The organism is Bradyrhizobium sp. CCGUVB1N3 (assembly GCF_024199925.1).
Classification (GTDB): domain Bacteria; phylum Pseudomonadota; class Alphaproteobacteria; order Rhizobiales; family Xanthobacteraceae; genus Bradyrhizobium.
Map to the genome: position 1 here is coordinate 7,995,489 of NZ_JANADR010000001.1, position 17,202 is coordinate 8,012,690.

Here is a 17,202-nt window from a genome sequence, read left to right on the forward strand (position 1 = left end):
AATGGCAGGCCCTATTAAGGATTCTGCGCATGATCGGAGCTGATATAATTCAATCATCGCAGAGGGTTTGATGACGACAGAACATCGCGCCCCCTACGTCCTGAGGGGCGGGAGGGAGGGGCGGGCGCGTCTTGCAGTGATCGCCCGTGTGCTGGCTGAGCCGACGCGCTTGCTGCTCGATCGATCCGAACCGCTCGAGGGCTGCACAGCTGTCGATGCGGGCTGTGGCGGTGGCGATGTGACGTTCGAACTGGCAAAGAGAGTCGGCCGAGCCGGCCAAGTCATAGGTCTTGACTTCGACGAAGACAAAATCGTCCTCGCGCGAGCAGAGGCGAGGCGGCGTGGCATCCACAATGTCGAATTCTGCTGCGCAAACGTCACACACCATTGGCCGGTGCATGGCGTGTCGCTGGTAAGTGTGCGGTTCGTGCTGACCCATCTCGTCGATCCTGTCGAGGCGCTCGGACAGGCCTACGAGGCGCTCCGTCCAGGGGGCATGATCGTGGTGCAGGATATCGACTGTGACGGCGAGTTCTGCGATCCGACGTCGGCTGCATTTCTGCGCAAAGGCGAACTCTTTGTTGAGGCGGTGCGGCGACGTGGCGGTGACCCCTTGATCGGCCGCAGGCTTCTCCGTCTTCTCGAAGCCGCTGGCTTCTCTGATGTTCATTCCTCAATGGTCCAGCCATACGGGCGAAATGGTGACGTCAAACGAGTTCCATTGCTGACCTTCGCGGCCATTCGCGACGCGCTGAGTCAGCTGGGGCTCGCTAGCATCGAGGAGATCGGCGGCATTACGGCCGAACTCGAAGCGTTCCTCGATAGGCCTGACACGACCGTCGGGCTGCCACGCATCTTCCATGCTTGGGGGCGAAAGCAGTGAAGCTTGAGTCTGCCGCTTGGTATCAACTCAAGCCGGTTCCGCGACCGTTCGGCAGCGCGTGGGGGCGGCGTGCCCTAAGCCGTCCTCGCCTGGGCTGCCGGCGCGAACAGTGACCACCAGCGAACGCAGACGATACGAAAGTTGCTCAGCGGTGTCTCACCACCGCACTCCACCAAACGATGTACGCCAGGACAAAGTTGTGACGACGACGATCAGCGAGGATCTTGCTGCCATGCGCAGTCATCGTAATCGCATCCACCGCTATCGCGGTTTGCTTGAAGGTTAACCGACTGACCTTGAGCGACAATATCTCGAACAACGTTTGTCCGAAGAGCGCTGTGCTTTCGACGCCCTAGTGGCAGGTAGTTTTCCCCTAGTTTTTAGAATCCCCGCATGAAGCCGGTCGAAAGTAAGCGGCAAGCTGAGGCCGTCAGGCGGCGTGGTTCCATGGCATAAGCGCGTCGATTTGGCTACTCGGCCAACCGTTGGCGATACGCCGAAGCGTTAGGGTGAGCCAGGCGAACGGATTGACGTGGTTCATCTTCGCCGTCTGCAGCAGTGTGGCGACGCTCGCCCAGGTCCGTCCGCCGCCATCACTACCAGCGAAGAGACTAATTTTTCTCGTAATTGTTTGCGGCCTGATGGCGCGTTCGACGATGTTCGAATCGAGCTCGATGCGACCATCGGTCAGGAAGCGTTCGAAGATGGCACGGCGCGAGACGGCGTAGCGGATCGCCTCGGCCAGTTTTGATTTGCTGGAGATTCGCCGCAAGGTCTGCTCCCAGAGATCGAAGAGATCTGCAACGACCGCCGCGGAGGCTTGCTGGCGCGAGGCAACGCGTGTGTCGGGGTCACGACCACGCACGGTCTTCTCGACCTGCCAGAGCTTTGCCATCCGCTCGATTGTCGTCGTTGCCACTCTCGAGCTCCCTGCAACGTGCAGCTCGTAGAACTTGCGCCTGCAGTGTGACCAGCAGCCAGCCAATGTGATGCCATCATTGCCGCGATCGGGGCGCGCCAATTTGTTATAGGCGGCATAGCCGATGGAGTGGACGCCCCCCGACGGCATCAAATGTGCCAAAGTGCGGGTGTTTAAGACCCGGTAAGGAGGACGTCCATGAACGAGATTAGCATCATTGGTTTGGATTTGGCAAAAAACGTCTTTCAGATCCACGGCGCGGGGCCAGACGGGAAGGTTGTTCTACGCAAGAAGCTCAACCGCGGCAGATTGCTCGAGTTTTTCGCCAGCTTGCCAAGCTGTGTGGTCGCGATGGAGGCCTGCGCCAGTGCTCATTACTGGGGACGGGAGATCGGCAAATTCGGTCACGATGTCCGGCTGATCAATCCCTCCTACGTGAAGCCATTCCTCAAGCGCCAGAAGAACGATGCTGCAGATGCGGAAGCGATCGCCGAAGCCGCGTCGCGCCCAACGATGCGCTTCGTCGGCGTCAAGAGCGCCGAGAAGCAGGCTTCTTCCATGGCATTCAAGGTTCGCGACCTGTTGGTTCGGCAGCGAACACAGACGATCAATGCGTTACGCGGACATCTGATGGAATACGGCTTGATCGTCGCTCAGGGTATCAGACACATCCCTCGTTTGAAGGAGCTGATGGAAACATATCACGACCTGCCCGATCTCGTCCGCGGCCTTTGCCAGGATCTCCTAAAGCATATTGAATCCCTGTCGGAGCAGATCGCAGAGCTGGAGAAGGGACTACGGGTTCGTGCCAGAGAGGACGATGTCGCCTCACGCTTGATGACCATTCCGGGCATCGGCGCAATCTGCGCCACAGCGATGGAAGCCTTAGCGCCCTCGGCGGAGACTTTTTCCAAAGGCCGTGATTTCGCGGCCTGGATTGGTCTCACGCCTAAACAGAATTCATCCGGAGGTAAGGACAGGCTCGGCCAAATCTCCAGGATGGGCCAACGAGATCTTCGACGCCTCCTTGTTCTTGGTGCAACCGCCGTGGTGCGCTGGGCAAGACGATATGGAGCGCCAGCCGGATCCTGGCTGGCGAGAATGGTTTCGAAGAAGCCCCCAAAGCTGATCGCAGTCGCTTTGGCAAACAAAATGGCGCGTATCGCTTGGGCCTTGATGGCCCACGGTGGCGTCTATCAAGCTCCGGCTTCTGGTACTGCGTAACGCAGAATCAGGGGACGCGAGACGTCGGGAATGTGGTAAGGTCTACCGGAGGATTATGGGCAAACGGTCAGAGACTGGATTGGAAGAATCATTAAGTCGATGAGTGCCAACAAGCACGCTTAGCCGAATTGGATCCGATCCACGCATTCCATAAGGGCCCGCGACGTGTCGAAGTCGCATCACGAGGCCGGACACACGTCAGCACCCGACCACATGCCTATACCGAAGTGAGATTTTGCTTGCATTTACCGGGGCGTCCACACACATCCACTTGCAGGATGCCCCGATAACCATGGAGATGCCGGACCGTGCATTCGCCGGAGCGGCTGTCTTCAAAGCGATAAGCCACCATCGGGGGACCACTGCCACCAAATGTTCGGTCATCTCGGGCATAGGCCCATAAGTAGGCCGTCTTCGTCGATCCGGAGCCGGGTGCGAGCGTCGGCAGGGTGGTTTCGTCGGCAAAGACCCGTTCGGCCTTCTTGACTTCGCTGAAGACGTAGTCGGCTACGATCTCGAGCTCGAAGCCGAGCTTGCCCATCCATTGCGCCATCAACTGGCGGTCGAGCTCGACCTTGTCGCGAGCGTAGATCGCCTCCTGCCGGTAGAGCGGCTGGCCATCGGCATATTTGGCGACGGCGATCTGGGCCAGAAGCGCTTCCGTCGGAATGCCGCCTTCAATGATATGGGCCGGGGCCGGCGCCTGGATGACGCCGTCCGCGTTCTTGAAGGCATACCTGGGACGGCGCGTGACGATCACACGGAACTTCGCCGGCACCACATCCAGACGCTCCGACACGTCCTCGCCGATCAGCACCTTCTGCTTGCCGGCATGCTCAGCCAGCTCTTCCGGCTCAATGACGGTTTCGACGCGTTCCAGATGGGGCGCAAAGCCCTTGCGCCCACGAGGTGCACGCTTGCCGTCCGCTTGCGCTCGGCCCTTGCTGACCTGGGCCTTGATCGCTGCGATGCCGGTCTCGATTTCCTCGAAGACGAAGGCCTGCTGTTCATCGTCGCCATTCGCAGAGCCGAGCTTTTCCGATCGCCGGCCGAACCGGGCGCGGTCGAAGGCCTTCAGGATCTGCGTCAGCCGCTCGATGCGCGCATCGGCATCGGCGTTGCGGGCCTTGAGATCGGCGACCTCGCTCTCAAGAGCATCAGTGCGGGCCGCCTTCCCAGCCATGGCAAGCACCATGGCCTTCAGCGTCTCTACGTCATTCGGGAGGTCGAGATCGGGCGCCGTCATTGGCTCGACCAGAGCACATTTTGCTCCGGTTCTCTCGCCCTTTCAGCTCACTGATTCACTTCGCCGCAGTGCTTTTACCCAACAATCTCCGGCGGCTTGACCGCCACGGTCCGGACCCGCTTCCAATCCATCCCATCCACCAGTGCCATCAACTGCGCCGGGCTGAGCTGTACCCGATGATGCCCGATCCGCGGCCAACAGAACTTCGCCTTTTCAAGACGTTTCAAATAGAGGCACACGCCGGAGCCATCCCACCATACGATCTTTATTCTGTCGGCTCTCTTGGCCCGGAAGACATAAAGCGCACCGTCGAACGGATCTGAGCCGGCATCGCGCACAAGCGCAACAAGGCCATCGATACCCCTGCGGAAGTCGACTGGATGGCTGGCCAGGAACACCTTCACACCAGAGGGGATCATGCCGAACGGACCGCCCGGATCACCCGCTGCAAGTGCGCCTCGTCGACATCCATGCCGGCGCGCACGACGATCTCGCCAATGGCAATCTCGATCACTGCGTCTGCCACAGAAGCCACCGCACCCTCGCAACCCGAGTGCCGCGAGCGAAAAAGCTGCTCAGCCCGAGCACCACGGCGCCAAGCGAACAGCTGCGACGGGTGGATGCCGATCCGGTGGGCGATCGCCGATACGCTCGCGCCAGGCTCCAGTGCCTCTGTCACAACTTGCGCCCTGAACTCGTCCGACCAGCGTCGGCGAAGCTGCCGCGGCGCTCCCTCAACACGCTCGGCGACCGCTTCGATCATATGGAAGGTTTTAGTTCCAGAACTAGGCGCAGACATAGAAGCTCACATCGGCTCGCAAACTCAGCAGCCGATAGCCCATCGCTCACTCACTCCGCTAGATGGGGTCTCTTTGCCGCTTACGGTCGAAACCATCTGTTCCTGTCGCATCAAAGGTCGCCACCTTGTGCCTGGCGTCGCCTAATTTCAGGCCATTCAATGCTCTTGGGATCGAAATGGGGTGCGCCAGAGACTGTATTTGCCGCAAGCCAAGTCGGTGTGCCTCTCGTTGGACTATTCGCCTTTCGCGAGCCAGGCACTCCGCAACAGGACCTTACGACATCGAGAGCCATCGAGCGTATCATCTGCGGCTCGTGATCGGCGCCCGCCTGTCATCAGAGGAGGCGCTCCTGCACATCATCACACGCTGTACGCGAAGTAGGAGTCTTCCTTGTAGTCGAACATGTGGGCCTCACGATGTGTGACTTTCACTGAGAAGCAGGATGAGGTGTCGTGATCAAAGCCGCTGTACGCCCCTGGGCCGGCCGGCATAAGCACGAACTGAGATCCCTCTCCCTGGTGGTGTAGGTTGGGTAAATCGCCGCCGACGCAACTATGGCTCATGTAATCATATCCGCTAACTCGGTCCTCCCGCACCAAGATACTGATGTGATGGGCGTCAGTCTCGTATTCGTACACCCTGATGACAAGACGCCGGAGACTATGAGCCAATGCGACCGCCGCAGCGGTCGCCCGAATGCGCGGTTTCACATTGTCTCCTTGCTGATTGGCCGTCGAAACTAGGGCGAGGGCGGCTCATGTCTAGCCCCGAAACGCGCCAAGCCCACCTGTCGATTTCGTGACTAAGAAAGCAAGCGGTGTGCCGAACCACGATCGGGGTGAGATCGCGTCCGAAGAGGGCTTGAATCGGACGTTGCGTCAAGTTGTACGTAGCGAGCAAAACCGGTTCCAGAAGACATAGCCAAAATGAGACAATCCTTCTTTGTTGCTACAGTATGTTCCGTATTCGGCTTGATTGGGATGAGTGGAGGTGCGCGCGCGGACACAATCGGGCACTACGACTGCACCATAGTCGCGACGGCTCGAGAGCCGGTCGGCGATCGGAATGAACACGACATCGTTAGCTTCCAATATACGTGTCGTGGCGTAAATGGGTTATTCAAGGACGCCATAGTCACAGCAATATCTGTCGTTGAGTGTGATAACGAGAAGGGAACCTATTTGGCTTCTTTCGGTCTTCACCGCTCGCCCGCTGGCTTCGCGGCTGAGCAGCTGTTGGAGGGCATCGGCTACATTGTCATAGAGGGCGACAAAGCTGTTGGCGTCGAATCGTACGGTAAGACGTCGTTTAAGTTTGCCTCCGGTACCTTGGCGGACCTCCCAGAAAAGACCGTGACATTCACGGCCACGCCCACCGGATTGGGTCGATTCAAGCTGGAGTTTACGGACTGAATTGCTCGTCAACTGAAGCCCTCGTTGTCCACTTGCAAATAGTGAGACGTCGCTGACTTGTCTCTGATTGCTGGCAGGCTGCAGGAGTTATGCGTGCCTGCTGGCGACGCGGGCGTCCTCGCTGACGGTCGTTCCGCGGAGTCGCTCACTTGCAGCGGCTCAGCAAGTTGTCGATCCGCACGCCATTCTGCGCGCGTCATATGGAATTGAAGGAGGGCCGGCTCAGATGCACGGCGCTCGTATTGCGCGGCCCCCTTTAGACATGAACCTGGCCAAGACCTTGGTCAGCTCTTCGACAGATCGCTGGGATATAACGGCTTCAAAGCGTTCAGCCAGTACGTCGATTGTACTGGAAACACCCCAGCCATGGCTGCCCAGTCGGCCCCTTGACCCGGCAAGTCAGGCCAAATTCGAGCAAGAGGACACGAATTGGCATGCCGCGGCTAGAGGCGCAGGTCGGTCGCTGTGGAGCGATACTCGGTCCCGCGCAAACGAGCTGATATCGAAGCAAGGCAAAGAAGTCGAAAATCTCAGATAACCAGCTGCCAAACCTAGCTGGATCGCATTGACAGCGCATAATGCGCGATTGCTCATCTGGCGTATCACAGCCGTGCCAGCGCTTGGGACAAGAGCGCCGTTCGGAGGCACGGTGCTGGCGCGTCCGGTGACTTGGGGAACCGTCAGATCCGTTTGTTCGTTACCGCGCGCGCGGCTGTCCCACCATGAACGTGCTTGACGACAATAATCCACCATTGTCGCTGGACGTGGCGGTGGACCGGAAGCGCTACACGCGTGTTCGCCTGTATCCCACTGGCCCAAATCCTGCACTGCACAAATGCGAGACGCCTGAGCTTACAGAATGGAGGCGCATGTGAAACTTGATCAACCAAAACGACGATGCAGAGGTGGCTCCACTGCTGGCGAACAACGGCCGCATTTCGCCGAAAAGGCTGTCCGGCGCGAGGCTGAGGTCATCAACGACTTTAGCAGAAGCCTCGACGCGCTCGTTCCAGATCAATTTGCAGGCGCCGATCTGGCTTGCACAAGGACTTTCCTAGGAGCCGAAGGCCACCAACCTGATCTTGATCGCTTGCCCGGGGATGCACCCGCTCGCTGGCGCCGACCATGCCACTTGCGGTGATGCGGGCTTGGGAGAACTCGATGGTCGATCAATTGGATTTAGCATCGTTCAAGCTGCACCCTGAGCGTGACGCTGTGCTCGGCGAAGTGCATGCGCGCCCGTTTACCGGTCTCGTTTCATCGCTTGGCATGGTCCGCTTCGTATTTCTCGCAAAGGGCGACGATGCCGCACGCGATCGCCGCCGGTTTATCGAGTTCTGCCGGGCGCACAAGGTGCCACCGCCGGAGGCGTCCGCGAAACATCATCAGATCGGGTTCGGACCGGTAGTGCTGCGCTGGGAGCAGCATTCGGAATTTGCTACTTTCACGTGGATCTGGAGCACTGCGAACAGTCCAGCAACTCGGCAATTCGGCGATGTCCGTGACAGCGTTCGATCACTAATCCGCGCACTATCGCAGACCGGAGAATTGCTCGCCGCGATCAAGTTGGAAGTAGAGCGGGGTGCTTCTCTAACGGAACGCGCCGAGCAGATTTTTGACAAAAGTAGTCTGGCGATGGTCCACGTCAAGGGAGGCGCAGGCGCTGTGGCCTCCGACTTCCGCGCAGACGAAAGAGGTTTTACGAGAATTCTGGTCTACGATCTCGGACTGACGCCGCACGATCTCGGCGCACTGGTACAACGTCTCCTGGAAATCGAGACCTACCGCTCGTTAGCGCTGCTTGGTCTGTCGACCGCGCTGGAGCTTGCGCCGTCGGTCGATCGGATTGATCGCCGTCTCATCGAAGTGCTCGAGGAGATGCAGGGCGCCGAAGGGCTGAAGGTCAACAACCATCTGCTTGAGGAACTGACCGCATTGGCCGTCTCCTTCGAAAGAGACGTCGCCGGCAGTCTGTTCCGTTTCGGTGCCAGCAGAGCATACAACGAGCTGGTGCAATCCCGACTGTCGATCATCGAAGGCGAAGATGTCGTGGGTTATCCGACCTGGTCGTCGTTCCTGGGCCGCCGTATGACGCCCGCGATACGAACCTGTGCGACGATGGAGGAGCGTCAGGCCAATCTATCAGAGAAGTTGGCTCGTGCCGCCGATCTGTTGCGAACACGCGTGGACGTGGAAATCGAACAACAGAATCGCGATCTTCTACACTCGATCAACGAGCGTACGAGACAGCAACTCCGGCTGCAGTCTACGGTGGAGGGGTTGTCAGTCGGGGCCATCGGATACTATGTGGTCAGCCTGTTTGCCTATCTCGCAAAGGGCGCGCAAGACGTCGGACTGCACGTAGAGCCCGCGTCCGTAACTGCGGCCTTCGTGCCGATCGCCGTCGGTGTGATCTGGCTGGTGAGCTACAACATTCGGAAACGGCACCTTAAGCCCGACGATGCACCGTTCAGGGTTCGCAAATAAGTTTTGCCAAGGACGAGAATCTTGCTGTGCGCGCGAGGCTCGGTGATGTGCATGCTTCAATCTGGTGTGGGCGCCCGGCCGCTGTGCGCCTCTGCGTGATCTGCCGTCGTGTAGGCTGACTATTCGCGTGTCTTTGTGGATAGGCTGACGTTCTGTATTGTCATAGATGCAACGGATCGTCGAGGCAATCAGACGGCTCGGCGTGGTTCCTTACGAGCACGGGACGTTTAGGTCGCGCATCGTGCTTTGTCGGAGTGTCTACAGTGTGACATTCGCTTGGTCGGAGTGATGTTCGGTTTGCTACAAAATTGTCCGAGAATGACCGAGCGAAGCGCATCCGCCCGAACAGAAATGTGCTGCCCAAAATGGCCGAAACAACCCGCTGAGACCGCTTTGATCTTGATGAAGGTCTGGCAATCGGGCGCGAACAGATACAAATTGACATCAGCTAAATTCACGCGGTTCGAGGAATTGAGAAGCTTGCAACAAATGTAAGCTCGCCTCGGCACACCACTTGCTTTGTTCAAACCAGCATCACTAGGGCCCCCTGGTGGTGTAGGGGCGGACTCGGCGCTTCTCCAGGTCCAGGCGTCGAGGCCGCCCTGCGGTACTTTCTAGGGGGCGCCGTCGGGGAACGATATCAAAGGGTATGTTGGGATGCCGACCGCTGCGGTCGCGTTCGCCCGGACTTTTGGGCGTCTTGTCATCAAGCTGTGCGCACCCGAAATCCGGCGGCATGGCAGGATCAGCGTTGCCGAGAGTTGGGACCGTGCGAGCGGTACGGGCTTGTTAGCCTTTGCGATCTCTTGGGCGAGGTCCGCTTCGCGCGATGGACCCGATCGCAGAATCTGAATCTTCCAGCCGAGGAATTCCGTCAGAGGAATAACGGAGATTGGGCTCCACGAAGCCGGAAAGCGGCGTAGCTGCGACTTATGTTAACGGCTAATGCGCCGAATCGCGGACGAGCCAATGGAAGACCCATGTGCTGGATACGATCGACGTCGAATATTCCACTCGCATCCCCACGTAATATTGGCCTATGCGACAATCGTACAGCGCTCCGCACGCCCGAGCGATGGCACCCATTATGACGACTGGATGAACATAGATCCAACCGGCTTGTAGAGCCTTTGATCTATGTGCGCACCGCTCTCACGGTCGATGCCAGAGGCTGGGCAAACTCGGTTACGATGCAGGATTCTGAATGGCCGATTGATCGGGAGCTCTGAGTTCGCCTTGCCGCTGGAGCCATTCGATCGTGCCTCGCACCTCATTACGCCGAACGCCAATCGTACCGGCAAGGCCACCTTTGCCAAAGATGGACACTGGAGAAATTCTGCGCTTCAGGCTGACAGAGAGGCGGAAGGTTAATCGTCCGGACGGCGCAGTCGGTGAAGTCATCAACCAAGGCCGCTCGTAAGCGCCAGATCCGAAATGATGGCGCTCACGCACTGAGGGTTGGCCCGCTTCTTGCTGCCCGTGCGTCCATCGATGCGTCAAAGAAGACGAGAGGGTTCATGGAGGTAGCGACGGAAACATTCTATAGCGTAATCAGGCGACAGGGCATCACGCGCCGAAGCTTTCATAAATTCTGCAGCCTGACGGCGGCGAGCCTCGGGCTTGCGCCGCTGGCGGCGAGCCGCATTGCCACCGCGCTCGAAACAGAGCCGCGAATGCCGGTGATTTGGATGCATGGGCTCGAATGCACCTGCTGCTCTGAAAGCTTCATCCGTTCCGCTCATCCCTTGGTGAAGGATGCCGTGCTGTCGATGATCTCGCTCGACTATGACGACACCATTATGGCGGCAGCCGGACATCAGGCCGAAGCGATCCTCCAAGAGACCCGCGCCAAGTACAGGGGCCGGTATGTGCTCGCGGTCGAAGGCAATCCGCCCCTGAACGAGGGCGGTATGTACTGCATCGACGGCGGCAAGCCATTCGTCGAGAAACTGAAGATGATGGCCGAGGATGCGATGGCGGTCATCGCCTGGGGGACGTGCGCCTCCTGGGGCTGCGTTCAGGCGGCCAGGCCCAATCCGACGCGGGCAACGCCCATCGACAAGGTCATAACCAACAAGCCGATCATCAAGGTGCCGGGATGTCCACCGATCGCCGAGGTCATGACCGGCATAGTCACCTTCATTATCACCTTCGGCAAGTTGCCCGAGCTCGATCGCCAGGGGCGGCCCAAGATGTTCTATTCGCAGCGCATCCACGACAAATGCTATCGGAGGCCGCATTTCGATGCAGGCCAATTCGTCGAGGAATGGGACGATGAGGCAGCGCGTAAAGGATATTGCCTGTATAAGATCGGCTGCAAGGGACCAACTGCCTACAACGCCTGTTCCACGGTGCGCTGGAACGGTGGCATCTCCTTCCCGATCCAGTCCGGCCACGGCTGCATCGGATGCTCGGAAGACGGGTTCTGGGACAAGGGCTCGTTCTACGACCGTCTCACCAACATCAAGCAGTTCGGTATCGAGAAGAATGCCGACCAGATTGGCATGGCGGTAGCGGGCGCCGTTGGAGCTGCGGTCGGCGCGCATGCCGCGGTGACGGCCGTAAAATGGCTCGCCAGCAAGCGCGAAGACGCAAATCAAGATCACTAGTCGATTTCAGGGACCGCAAGCGATGGGCATCCGGACACCCAACGGGTTCAAGCTCGAGGATTCCGGCAGGCGCATCGTTGTTGATCCGCTGACCCGCATCGAAGGTCACATGCGGGTCGAGGTCAATGTCGACTCCGACAACGTGATCCGCAATGCGGTCTCCACGGGCACGATGTGGCGCGGCATAGAGACCATCTTGAAGGGCCGCGATCCGCGCGACGCCTGGGCCTTCACCGAGCGGATCTGCGGCGTCTGTACCGGAACGCATGCGCTCACTTCAGTGCGCGGTGTCGAGAACGCGCTCGGTATCACCATTCCGGAGAACGCCAACTCGATCCGCAACATGATGCAGCTGTGCCTTCTGGTGCATGACCATCTCGTGCACTTCTATCACCTGCATGCGCTCGACTGGGTCGACGTGATCTCGGCACTCAAGGCCGATCCGAAGGCGACATCGGCGCTGGCGCAGTCGGTCTCGTCCTGGCCGTTGTCCTCGCCCGGCTATTTCAAGGATCTCCAGATCAGGCTGACGAAGTTCGTCGCATCCGGCCAGCTCGGACCGTTCAAGAACGGCTATTGGGGCCATGCCGCCTACAAACTGCCCCCCGAAGCGAACCTGATGGTGGTCGCGCATTATTTGGAAGCGCTCGATTTCCAGAAGGATATCGTCAAGATCCACGCCATCTATGGCGGCAAGAACCCGCATCCGAACTGGCTGGTCGGCGGTGTGCCCTGCGCAATCAACGTCGACGGCGCCGGCGCGGTCGGCGCCGTCAATATGGAGCGGCTCAACCTCGTCTCCTCCATCATCAACCGCTGCATCGAGTTCACCGAAAAGGTCTATCTGCCCGACATCGTTACGATTGGCTCGTTCTACAAGGACTGGCTCTATGGCGGCGGCCTCTCGGGCAAGAGTGTGATGGCCTATGGCGACATCCCGGAGACGGCTAACGACTATTCGGCCGGCAATCTGAAACTGCCGCGCGGCGTGATCATTGACGGCAATCTCAATGAAGTGCTGCCAATCGATCATGCGGACCCCGAGCAGATCCAGGAGTTCGTCATCCACTCCTGGTACAAATATGCCGATGAGTCCAAGGGCTTGCATCCCTGGGAAGGCGTCACCGAGCCGAACTATGTGCTCGGTCCCAATGCCAAGGGCACCAAGACCGACATCAAGGAACTCGACGAGGGTGGCAAGTATTCCTGGATCAAGGCGCCGCGCTGGCGCAGCAATGCGGTGGAGGTTGGGCCGCTCGCCCGTTACATCATCGGCTATGCCCAGAACAAGCCCGAGTTCAAGGAGCCGACGGAAAAGCTGCTCAAGACGCTCGGCCTGCCCCTCATCGCGCTGTTCTCCACGCTCGGCCGTACCACGGCGCGGGCGCTGGAATGCCAATGGGCGGCGCACCAGATGCGCTACTTCCAAGACAAGCTGGTCGCGCGCATCAAGGCCGGTGACTCCTCGACCGCGAATATCGACAAATGGAAGCCGGATAGCTGGCCGCAGGAAACTAAAGGCTACGGCTTCACCGAGGCCCCGCGCGGCGCGCTCGCGCACTGGATCAAGATCAAAGAAGCTAAAATCGACAACTACCAGTGCGTGGTGCCCACCACCTGGAACGGCTCGCCGCGGGATCCCAAGGGCAATATCGGCGCCTTTGAAGCCTCGTTGATGGACACGCCCATGGCGGATTTGCAACAGCCGTTGGAGATCCTGCGCACCATCCACTCCTTCGATCCGTGCCTGGCCTGTTCGACGCATGTGATGTCGCCAGACGGCCAGGAAATGGCGACGGTTAAGGTCAGGTAGGAGGAAGGAATGCCATGATGAGTGCAGTTGCGCCCCCGGGGGAAACTGAGCCGGACCTTGCTGCGGACGCGACCGATGCCGCCGGCGAGCACGCCATCGCGCGGCCCGTGTATATCTACGAAGCGCCGGTGCGAATCTGCCACTGGGTGAGTGCGTTTTCGATTTTCGTGTTGGTGGTTACCGGCTATCTGATCGGAACGCCGCTGCCGTCGTTCGCGGGCGAAGCGTCCGACAACTTCGTGATGGGCTATATCCGCTTTGCCCATTTTGCGGCAGGACAGGTGCTCGCGGTGTCCTTTCTCACCCGCATCCTATGGGCCTTCGCCGGCAACTACCATTCCCGGCAGATATTCTACATTCCGGTGCATCGTAGGCAGTTCTGGAAGGACGTCTTGCACGAGATCCGCTGCTATGCCTTCCTAGAGCGCAAGCCGAAGTTGTATCTCGGCCATAATCCGCTGGCGCAGACCGCGTTGTTCACGTGCTTCACGTTGGGCGTGGCCTTCATGATTGTCACGGGATTGGCCCTCTATTCGGAAAGCACCGGGAACGACAGCTGGCAGCACAAGCTGTTCGGCTGGGTGTTTGCGATCTGGTCGAACAGCCAGGACGTGCGCACCTGGCACCATCTGGGCATGTGGATGCTGATCATATTCCTTATGCTGCACGTCTATGCCGTCATTCGCGAAGATATTATGTCGCGCCAGAGCATCATCTCCTCGATGATCTCCGGTGTACGTCAGCATCGAGACTCGGCGAGCAGGCCGGTGCCGACATGTTTACAGCCAACGCGCATCCTGGTGCTCGGTATCGGCAACATTCTTTGGGCAGACGAAGGGTTTGGAGTGCGAGCCGTGGAAGAATTCCATCGCCGCTACGCGGTACCCGATAACGTCACCATCCTGGACGGCGGTACACAGGGGCTCCAACTTGTGAACTATCTTCGCGAATCTGACTGCCTGATCGTATTCGACGCGGTTGATTATGGCCTAGAGCCTGGACAGTTGAAGGTCGTGCGTGACGAGGACGTGCCGCGCTTCACCGGCGTTAGGAAGATGAGCCTGCATCATACCAGTTTTCAGGAGGTTATCAGTGCAACTGATCTGCTCGGACATTGCCCAAAACACCTCGTGCTGGTCGGTTGTCAGCCACTCGACCTCGAGGACTGGGGCGGGTCCCTGACACGGGCGGTGCGCAATCAGATCGATCCTGCGGTAGAACTTGCCAGCTCAATCCTAGCTGAATGGGGCGTGGAGGTGACGCCACGCATTGCACCATTGCGGGAATCCGAGTGGTTGCTCGCCAGCGGCATCGATCACCTGCACTACGAGATGAGAGCGTGGACCTGAACGGTCAGCGAACTGTCGGAGACATCGCAGATGTGTCTTGGTTTGCCCATGACGATTATCGAAACCGACGGCATCTCGGCGCTTTGCGAGTTTCGCGGCGTACGGCGGCGTGTCTCGGTGCTGTTGCTCTCCAGTCCGCCGGTCCATGCCAAGGTGCTGGTCCATGTCGATGCCGCGGTTCGACGTCTAGAGGATCAAGAAGCGCGGCTGATTGCCGATGCGATTGAAGGCATCGGCGCAGCGCTCAATGGCGAGGCTTGCGAGCGCTTCTTCTCCGACCTGATCGACCGCGAGCCGATACTGCCCGAGCATCTCCGGCTCGACCTGGCCAATGGCCATCTTCGGCACTCCAACACGAACGATACGACCAGTGCCGGGTTCATGGAAACGGTTGCGAAGCTCGAAGACGCGCCTCTGGTCCAAAGAGATGACTGTGATCCGGTCTTAACAGCGGACTTTTCATCTGAAAACGCGGCGTCGCACGCATGGGAAAATATCTGACATGGTTAGAACCGGAAGGCTTACGCCGCAGGAACGCCTGATCTGCCGCGACGCGGCCGGTCCGAGGTCGATTTCACTTGCCTTGATCGCTCTCCAGCCGAGTCCGATGAGGCAGGCGTGGTGACCGTGTTGTTGTCGGCGGCCGATCCCGAAAGACTTGCGGAGGCGACCGAGGCTGCCGTCGTTCCGCCCGAGCTGATCAATGAGTTTGTTGGGCGGCTGTGTAGCGCGGTGATCGCACGCAAGGCCGAGGGTGACCTCGCTCAGGGCTCTTTAATGCGAGGACAGCCGATGGTGATGTTGCTCGCCAAGGCGCAAACACTCGGGCTGACCGCACGAACAATGAAGGCTTGGTCGATCTATGTCGACCGTATCTCCAAGCCGATCGCCCGACTACACCGAGAGGCGGCCGCAGTCGTAGGAGCCGCTGTCCCGTACCATAAATCACAGGGTGTCGGACGATGAAGGCGGGCTTCTGGTCGAAGGCTGAAGATGCGGAGCAGCCAATCTACCGCGAGAAGAGCTTTGACGCGACTGGCGGCATCCTGACCGCAGCGGGCGCCTTGGCGAGGCTTGCGTCGCTCGACAGTGCGGAGCTGGCCAGGAACTGCCCGAGGGCGGTCAAGCTATTGTCAAAGCTCGCCATCACTATCGCCAGGCAAGAGGTCGCCGCCGCGACGCGACTGTTCAGGCTCGGCAATCTCGACGATCTCGAACGCAAGCTGATTGCCGATGTGCTCGGCGAAGGCGAAGTGGCCGGCCTCATCGCGCTGCCGGATGGATCTCTCGCGCAAATCCAGGAATCGGTGATGGCCGGGATCTGGCGCGTGCGGCTCGAGACGGATGAGGCATCCGAGTATCTCGAGGTCGGGGCCATCCCGGAAATCGTGAAGCGCGCGGCCGCCGATTTCACGACGGTAGATTTCGAGATCGGGCGGGTGCCGGAGGGCTCCATGAACGTGCTGCCGGTCCTTGCCGAAATCCGAGAGCGTGCGCTGGCCTGGCGCCCGGGCATCCTCTCGCAGATCATCAATTTTACGCTGCTGCCGATGAGTCCGGTCGACATGAGCTTCCTCCATGAGACGATCCGGAACGGGCCGATCCAACTCGTCTCGCGCGGCTACGGCACATGTCGTATGTTTGCGACCGGAATCCGCAATGTCTGGTCGGTGCAGTTCTTCAATGCGATGGACACCATCATCCTCGACACGCTCGAGATCGGCGGCGTGCCCACGGTCGCGCTCGCGGCCGACGAGGACTTCGAGGATTCCGCCGAGCGGTTGCGCGAAATCATCGAGGCCTATTTCAAATGACGGGTTTCGAGCGTCTTGACGTGCGCCAGCATATTGCCGACGGCACGCGGCTGGTATGTTGCATTCGGTCTATGATCCCGCTGACGGCGAGGGGCAGGTCGCGCCTCGCACGCGGATCGCGGCGTTGCCGCAGGACCGGCACTGTCCGGATTGCGACGCCTCGAGATCCAACTTCCTGGCGATGGAATGGTGATGGGCAAGGCGCATACCCAGCTCAGCGTGGCCAATGCCGTGGCGTGGGGCGAACGGTCGGCCGGCGCTTATCGCAAGATCGGCGATTGCGCGGTGTGCGATCTGCCGATGCGGCGGTCGGTTTCCGCCTTTTCAACGGCACCATCGTCACCTTCATAGCGACGCCCTGGTTCATGACCGTGGTGAGTCAGGCGGACGACCTCATGCAGAAGGCGTTCGAGCCCCGGCTGCCGTTGAACCTTCCCGAGGGGAATATCGAGTTCGCGCTCAGCGAAGTCGAGGCGCTTGGCCGTATCGCAACTTACTCACTGTTCTCTATGATGTTCGATTTCGCAAACATGATTTCGGTGCTGGCGACGGCAGAGGCCGCGCTCCCAGCCTTGATGCTGCCGGCTAACGCGGAGGAGGTGGTCCACCGGCACGAGCCCGGCGTGACTTTCTCATTGTGACGGAG

The 17,202-nt window shown here is 59.5% G+C and carries 14 protein-coding genes and 4 pseudogenes; 14 read left to right on the forward strand and 4 right to left on the reverse strand.

What is annotated here, in order from left to right:
- Positions 1 to 70: 70 nt before the first annotated feature.
- Positions 71 to 883 carry a class I SAM-dependent methyltransferase gene (locus NLM33_RS37890; RefSeq protein ID WP_254103512.1) on the forward strand — a complete coding sequence of 271 codons (813 nt, stop codon included), beginning with the start codon at positions 71 to 73 and terminating at the stop codon, positions 881 to 883.
- A gap of 430 nt (positions 884 to 1,313) precedes the next feature.
- Here the strand turns inward: NLM33_RS37890 and NLM33_RS37895 are convergent.
- Positions 1,314 to 1,925: pseudogene (locus NLM33_RS37895) on the reverse strand (transposase); the annotation flags it as partial.
- A gap of 75 nt (positions 1,926 to 2,000) precedes the next feature.
- Here NLM33_RS37895 and NLM33_RS37900 point away from each other — a divergent pair.
- Positions 2,001 to 3,026 carry an IS110 family transposase gene (locus tag NLM33_RS37900; protein ID WP_254103513.1) on the forward strand — a complete coding sequence of 342 codons (1,026 nt, stop codon included), beginning with the start codon at positions 2,001 to 2,003 and terminating at the stop codon, positions 3,024 to 3,026.
- Between the two features lie 244 nt (positions 3,027 to 3,270).
- Here NLM33_RS37900 and NLM33_RS37905 read toward each other — a convergent pair.
- From NLM33_RS37905 to NLM33_RS37915, 3 genes and pseudogenes are all read right to left on the reverse strand, one after another.
- Positions 3,271 to 4,272 (reverse strand): annotated as a pseudogene (locus NLM33_RS37905) (IS66 family transposase); the annotation flags it as partial.
- Between the two features lie 74 nt (positions 4,273 to 4,346).
- On the reverse strand, positions 4,347 to 4,691 hold the full coding sequence (gene tnpB / locus NLM33_RS37910) for an IS66 family insertion sequence element accessory protein TnpB (protein WP_254097333.1): 345 nt from the start codon (positions 4,689 to 4,691) through the stop codon (positions 4,347 to 4,349).
- A complete protein-coding gene (locus tag NLM33_RS37915) occupies positions 4,688 to 5,035 on the reverse strand; it encodes a transposase (protein WP_254103514.1) in 348 nt (115 codons plus the stop codon). The genes tnpB and NLM33_RS37915 overlap by 4 nt, the downstream gene beginning before the upstream one ends.
- Before the next feature lie 963 nt (positions 5,036 to 5,998).
- Here NLM33_RS37915 and NLM33_RS37920 point away from each other — a divergent pair.
- The 12 genes and pseudogenes from NLM33_RS37920 (at position 5,999) to hybE (ending at position 17,197) form a co-directional block, all read left to right on the forward strand.
- Positions 5,999 to 6,484, forward strand: coding sequence for a hypothetical protein (locus tag NLM33_RS37920; protein WP_254103515.1), 486 nt, complete (start codon positions 5,999 to 6,001; stop codon positions 6,482 to 6,484).
- Between the two features lie 878 nt (positions 6,485 to 7,362).
- Positions 7,363 to 7,542: a hypothetical protein gene (locus NLM33_RS37925; protein ID WP_254103516.1), complete on the forward strand. Its 180-nt coding sequence runs from the start codon at positions 7,363 to 7,365 to the stop codon at positions 7,540 to 7,542.
- A gap of 103 nt (positions 7,543 to 7,645) precedes the next feature.
- Positions 7,646 to 8,971, forward strand: coding sequence for a DUF3422 family protein (locus NLM33_RS37930; RefSeq protein ID WP_254103517.1), 1,326 nt, complete (start codon positions 7,646 to 7,648; stop codon positions 8,969 to 8,971).
- Between the two features lie 1,517 nt (positions 8,972 to 10,488).
- The gene (locus NLM33_RS37935) at positions 10,489 to 11,580 is read left to right on the forward strand and encodes a hydrogenase small subunit (protein ID WP_254103518.1); all 1,092 of its coding nucleotides are present in this window, start codon (positions 10,489 to 10,491) and stop codon (positions 11,578 to 11,580) included.
- Positions 11,581 to 11,602: 22 nt separating this feature from the next.
- On the forward strand, positions 11,603 to 13,393 hold the full coding sequence (locus NLM33_RS37940; protein ID WP_254103519.1) for a nickel-dependent hydrogenase large subunit: 1,791 nt from the start codon (positions 11,603 to 11,605) through the stop codon (positions 13,391 to 13,393).
- 14 nt (positions 13,394 to 13,407) lie between these two features.
- Positions 13,408 to 14,145: pseudogene (gene cybH, locus NLM33_RS37945) on the forward strand (Ni/Fe-hydrogenase, b-type cytochrome subunit); the annotation flags it as partial.
- Positions 14,146 to 14,160: 15 nt separating this feature from the next.
- The gene (locus tag NLM33_RS37950; RefSeq protein ID WP_254106097.1) at positions 14,161 to 14,742 is read left to right on the forward strand and encodes a HyaD/HybD family hydrogenase maturation endopeptidase; all 582 of its coding nucleotides are present in this window, start codon (positions 14,161 to 14,163) and stop codon (positions 14,740 to 14,742) included.
- 30 nt (positions 14,743 to 14,772) lie between these two features.
- Positions 14,773 to 15,060: pseudogene (locus tag NLM33_RS37955) on the forward strand (HypC/HybG/HupF family hydrogenase formation chaperone); the annotation flags it as partial.
- A 300-nt stretch (positions 15,061 to 15,360) separates the two neighbouring features.
- Positions 15,361 to 15,708 carry a hydrogenase accessory protein gene (locus tag NLM33_RS37960; protein ID WP_254103520.1) on the forward strand — a complete coding sequence of 116 codons (348 nt, stop codon included), beginning with the start codon at positions 15,361 to 15,363 and terminating at the stop codon, positions 15,706 to 15,708.
- A complete protein-coding gene (locus NLM33_RS37965; RefSeq protein WP_254103521.1) occupies positions 15,705 to 16,556 on the forward strand; it encodes a hydrogenase expression/formation protein in 852 nt (283 codons plus the stop codon). The genes NLM33_RS37960 and NLM33_RS37965 overlap by 4 nt, the downstream gene beginning before the upstream one ends.
- Before the next feature lie 55 nt (positions 16,557 to 16,611).
- The gene (locus NLM33_RS37970) at positions 16,612 to 16,749 is read left to right on the forward strand and encodes a rubredoxin (RefSeq protein WP_254103522.1); all 138 of its coding nucleotides are present in this window, start codon (positions 16,612 to 16,614) and stop codon (positions 16,747 to 16,749) included.
- A 94-nt stretch (positions 16,750 to 16,843) separates the two neighbouring features.
- On the forward strand, positions 16,844 to 17,197 hold the full coding sequence (gene hybE / locus NLM33_RS37975) for a [NiFe]-hydrogenase assembly chaperone HybE (RefSeq protein WP_254106098.1): 354 nt from the start codon (positions 16,844 to 16,846) through the stop codon (positions 17,195 to 17,197).
- Positions 17,198 to 17,202 lie beyond the last annotated feature (5 nt).

Coding starts and splice junctions, on each gene's coding strand:
- NLM33_RS37890 (WP_254103512.1), top strand. CDS start 71: ATGACGACAGAACATCGCGCCCCCTACGTCCTGAGGGGCGGGAGGGAG.
- NLM33_RS37900 (WP_254103513.1), top strand. CDS start 2,001: ATGAACGAGATTAGCATCATTGGTTTGGATTTGGCAAAAAACGTCTTT.
- tnpB (WP_254097333.1), bottom strand. CDS start 4,691: ATGATCCCCTCTGGTGTGAAGGTGTTCCTGGCCAGCCATCCAGTCGAC.
- NLM33_RS37915 (WP_254103514.1), bottom strand. CDS start 5,035: ATGATCGAAGCGGTCGCCGAGCGTGTTGAGGGAGCGCCGCGGCAGCTT.
- NLM33_RS37920 (WP_254103515.1), top strand. CDS start 5,999: ATGAGACAATCCTTCTTTGTTGCTACAGTATGTTCCGTATTCGGCTTG.
- NLM33_RS37930 (WP_254103517.1), top strand. CDS start 7,646: ATGGTCGATCAATTGGATTTAGCATCGTTCAAGCTGCACCCTGAGCGT.
- NLM33_RS37935 (WP_254103518.1), top strand. CDS start 10,489: ATGGAGGTAGCGACGGAAACATTCTATAGCGTAATCAGGCGACAGGGC.
- NLM33_RS37940 (WP_254103519.1), top strand. CDS start 11,603: ATGGGCATCCGGACACCCAACGGGTTCAAGCTCGAGGATTCCGGCAGG.
- NLM33_RS37965 (WP_254103521.1), top strand. CDS start 15,705: ATGAAGGCGGGCTTCTGGTCGAAGGCTGAAGATGCGGAGCAGCCAATC.
- NLM33_RS37970 (WP_254103522.1), top strand. CDS start 16,612: ATGTTGCATTCGGTCTATGATCCCGCTGACGGCGAGGGGCAGGTCGCG.